This window comes from Bartonella sp. AA56HLJMS, assembly GCF_042197145.1.
Classification (GTDB): domain Bacteria; phylum Pseudomonadota; class Alphaproteobacteria; order Rhizobiales; family Rhizobiaceae; genus Bartonella.
Genome location: NZ_JBHIRL010000045.1, coordinates 1 through 3,880, shown reverse-complemented (window position 1 = coordinate 3,880; position 3,880 = coordinate 1). Strand labels below are relative to the sequence as shown.

Here is a 3,880-nt window from a genome sequence, read left to right as displayed (position 1 = left end):
CGTCATTTGGATTTATAGACAAATTGACGCGTATGTTTACAAGTGTAGATACTATAGAGAAGTATAATCAACTTTACGACAAATACGCGAGTAAAGAATATACTGGCTTTACGCATTTTAATAAGCTAAGCCAAGCACAAGAATTTGTATACAGCCGTGGCCATCATAAGATGCCTTCCAAATTTGATCCTGTATTGCATCGTCACGTATTCGTTATTTTATGTGGACGCTTTGTGAATTTATTGCGGGGTGAGTATAATGAAGAAATGTCATGGGCAATGCTACCCAATGTAATAAGTCGTTTACGTTATGAACATAATTGGAGTGAAAGAGATTTTATGTGGGCATACAACGAATCCAATAACAGCAAAAATCCAATGATTTATTATGCAAAAAAATTTCTTAGTAATTCGACTGGAACTGGCATTAGCCCCAAAACACAAATGATAGTTGTAGTATCTGACGTGAGCACCGGTGATTATGAAAACACTAAACAAGTCGCTAGATTTTGCAGAGACTTACCAACGATATATGATATAATGAAACCGTAATAGAGATTGTCATTTACGATCAAAATGTTTCTGAAGCACATTAAGAGCAACACGTAATGAATTCACAAGGTGTGGTAGCATTTGATCTTCTATAACGAGATACTGTAACGCTGCATAAAGGTTATATTGTCTATAGAGGCATTGGGCTTCTTTTAGTGCCTCTTGCGTGTTGATAAACTGCTCTGTTGCAAATGCTACCCATTTATCTCTTGCCTTATCATCAGATGATGACGGCATTTCGTCATAAATCGCATTAGGCAAGCCTTTTGCACAAAGGTAATTATTTCTTATCTGTAGGTATTGTTGCGCGGCATCATATTGCTCTTGAGTAATCACGCCTTGCAAACAAAGCCGCACTATATAAGACCCAGAAAGCGGATTTTTTGCCTCCTGTAGCGTTAAACCGAAGCGCTTTGCACGTATCTCTATTGCCAATTTATCAACGGCTTCACGCGGTGCTTTTGCACGTGATATACGTCCGTTTGGTTCTCTTACCTGCCCTGCTATTTTAGGGCGTCCCCTCTTTTTATTTTTTTTCACTTATGTCCCCAGATTCCTGTTTAATATTTTGCCAAATTTCCTCTGCTTTTGTCTTAAACTTTAGACTATAAAAGAATAACGAAACCAGAATGATCGATATTATAATTATAAAAACTTGCTTAATTTCTAAATGACTTCTATCCCAAAATAGTTCTATAGACAAAGTTAAAAGCGTACCCAATAAAATCCCCATTATTCCATGAAAACGACGTGCAGACGTTGCGTGATCTTTTAATAGATTTATTTCTTGTTCTGTAACAGCATAATGAACAGTTCTCCTCGGAAGACAATCTGCAATCACTCTAACAGATTGATTTCCAACAGCATCACTTGCACGTTGAAGTTGCTTAAGATGAAGGTGTTTATTTTTTTTCCGGCTCTTGTAAATACCCGTTAATTTTTTGTGTGAAATATTCTTTGATGTCATCGTCTTTTAGCTTCACACCAAATTGCCCACAATCATATACTCTCTCCCACGGTGATCCATTCTCATGAGATTCATCACGCAAGCGCCAAGGTGAAAAATTTTTATAAGCATTCCAGACGATCTCTAATAACTTAAATGTATATTTATCAGCGGATTCTTTAGGAATTTTAGGAATCAAAATTTCTCCTGTCTCTAAATCAACTGTTCGAGAATAGCAATCGATAAAACGCCTTCCCCAATCTTTAAACTCATGATAAAGAGCCGGAATCACGGGACCATGCTGCCATGCTTCTATACGATCAGGAAAGAGACGCTTACCTGTAGCTGCTAACATCCATCCATACGCAAGATACACCAGTTTAATGAGCTTCATAGGAGAAATTGGGATATTCTCTTCACGTCCCTTTTCAAGAAAGAAGTTAGCAATTTGCTGAACTTGGTACATATCATTCATACCCCACAAAACATACAACTTTACAGAATTGCTTTAACATGATCACTTTCCTCATTCAATAATATCCTTAAAAAGGAACACTGTCATTCATAACGGTATGGGGCGTATCAAGAGGTCTGTAAATGCTTCTGTCATAAGCAGATGACTGATCTTGATTATCATCATTTTTGCCATCTAAAAGCTTTAAATCACCTTTGTACTGAGGCAATATGACTTCTGTTACATAGCGATCAACACCGTTTTTATCTTGCCATTTACGGGTTTGTAGTCGCCCCTCGATATAAACTTTGCTGCCTTTGACAAGATATTGATTTATAATCATAATCTAGCGTTATTCATATTGAATGAGAGTCCCGAATAACGTAAGGTTCTCTCATTTCAAATCTGTTTATCTTGAATCAATTAAAACCACTCATTTGCACATAACAAGTGGGATGAGTGTGTGGATCAAATTTGTATAAGAAAGGATTTTAAAATGGTTCTTATGAATCGTCTTAACGCAAGGGCTGTCGCAACATTGGGAGCTGGCAAATATAATGATGGTGCCGGCTTGATCCTCCATAAGCGTAAAGATGGTGGTGCTCAATGGCTTTATCGTTATACCATTCACGGTCGGCGCCGTGAAATGGGCTTGGGCGCCTTAAGACATGTCTCTTTAAAAAAAGCCCGTGAATTGGCAAACCAATGGCGTGCTGTTTTACATGAGGGTCGTGACCCCATTAAAGAACGCGATAAACAAAAGCGTGAGGCAATGCGTAATCTTCATTATTTAAAAAACATTGCTTTAGATGCTTTTGAAAGCCGTAAAGCTGAATTAAAAAGAGATGGTAAAGCTTGTGATTGGTTTTTACCATTACGCCTTCATATTCTCCCTAAATTGGGCTGTCTGCCCGTTTCAGAGATTACACAAACAGAGATACGCAATACCTTGCTCCTATCTGGCATACAAAAGCTGCAACAGCAGAGAAAGCACTAAATCGTCTTAATCTTTGTCTCAAACATGCGGCTGCATTAGGGTTAGATGTTGATTTACAAGCAACAGAAAAAGCACGCGCGCTCTTAGGTAAACAACGTCATAAAACCACTAATAGACCTGCAATGGATTGGAAAGATGTTCCCGCCTTTTATCAGTTACTCTGTAAAACACAAAACATAACACAACTGGCTTTGCGCTTGCTTATCCTGACAGGCGTTCGTACCAACCCTTTGCGTCATATTCGTGAAGATCAGATTGAAGATGATGTATGGACTATTCCTGCTGAGAATATGAAAGGTTTGCGTGACGCTACAACAGAATTTCGCGTACCTCTATCATCTGAAGCGCTAAAAGTGATTAAACAAGCCCGTTGTATTTCCAAAAGTAATTTCATTCTGTCTTTTTCCGGTCGTGCTCCCCTTGCTGAGAATTGTATGGCAAAATATATGAGAGACAATAAACTTGAAGCCTGCCCGCATGGTTTTCGTTCTAGTTTACGCAATTGGCTTGCTGAAACAACCGATGCTCCCTATGAGGTCGCTGAAACTATTCTAAGTCATACAGTTGGCGGCAAAGTAGAGCGTGCCTATCGTCGTACTGACTATCTAGAACAGCGCCGTGTTTATATGGATAAATGGGCGGCTTATGTCACTGGTCAATCTTAAGATATGGGGTGCATAACCCCATGATCTGTGGATAACTTTCTCTCTCTTCTCACTCATTCTTTCTCAATAAAACTCATAAATTATCACATCAAAAATTGTATGATAAAATATTGTTTTCTATAAATAAAACATCTTTCCAAATGAACCAAAATATGGTTAATAAATAGTTATGATTTGTTCTCATTTTTTTATAGAAAGGATTTTAGTATGACAGAAAATGATATTCTTTTGACAGACCGTGAAAGTGCAAAATTGCTTCATATGAGT

The 3,880-nt window shown here is 38.0% G+C and carries 4 protein-coding genes and 2 pseudogenes; 2 read left to right on the top strand and 4 right to left on the bottom strand.

The window, feature by feature from the left end:
- On the top strand, window positions 1-551 hold a 551-nt coding region (locus ACFINI_RS09435), incomplete at its 5' end, for a hypothetical protein (protein WP_375643842.1).
- A 9-nt stretch (window positions 552-560) separates the two neighbouring features.
- Here the strand turns inward: ACFINI_RS09435 and ACFINI_RS09430 are convergent.
- The 4 genes and pseudogenes from ACFINI_RS09430 to ssb all read right to left on the bottom strand — a co-directional run.
- The gene (locus ACFINI_RS09430; protein WP_375647991.1) at window positions 561-1,091 is read right to left on the bottom strand and encodes a hypothetical protein; all 531 of its coding nucleotides are present in this window, start codon (window positions 1,089-1,091) and stop codon (window positions 561-563) included.
- On the bottom strand, window positions 1,078-1,518 hold the full coding sequence (locus ACFINI_RS09425; protein WP_375647990.1) for a hypothetical protein: 441 nt from the start codon (window positions 1,516-1,518) through the stop codon (window positions 1,078-1,080). The genes ACFINI_RS09430 and ACFINI_RS09425 overlap by 14 nt, the downstream gene beginning before the upstream one ends.
- The gene (locus tag ACFINI_RS09420) at window positions 1,454-1,963 is read right to left on the bottom strand and encodes a Panacea domain-containing protein (RefSeq protein WP_375647989.1); all 510 of its coding nucleotides are present in this window, start codon (window positions 1,961-1,963) and stop codon (window positions 1,454-1,456) included. The genes ACFINI_RS09425 and ACFINI_RS09420 overlap by 65 nt, the downstream gene beginning before the upstream one ends.
- Before the next feature lie 76 nt (window positions 1,964-2,039).
- A pseudogene (gene ssb / locus ACFINI_RS09415) lies at window positions 2,040-2,282 on the bottom strand (single-stranded DNA-binding protein); the annotation flags it as partial.
- 165 nt (window positions 2,283-2,447) lie between these two features.
- Here ssb and ACFINI_RS09410 point away from each other — a divergent pair.
- Window positions 2,448-3,613: pseudogene (locus tag ACFINI_RS09410) on the top strand (tyrosine-type recombinase/integrase).
- The last annotated feature ends 267 nt before the right edge of the window (window positions 3,614-3,880 follow it).

Bases quoted from the DNA above. Each gene is read 5' to 3' on its own strand.
- ACFINI_RS09425 (WP_375647990.1), bottom strand. From the start codon at position 1,518: ATGACATCAAAGAATATTTCACACAAAAAATTAACGGGTATTTACAAG.
- ACFINI_RS09420 (WP_375647989.1), bottom strand. From the start codon at position 1,963: ATGTACCAAGTTCAGCAAATTGCTAACTTCTTTCTTGAAAAGGGACGT.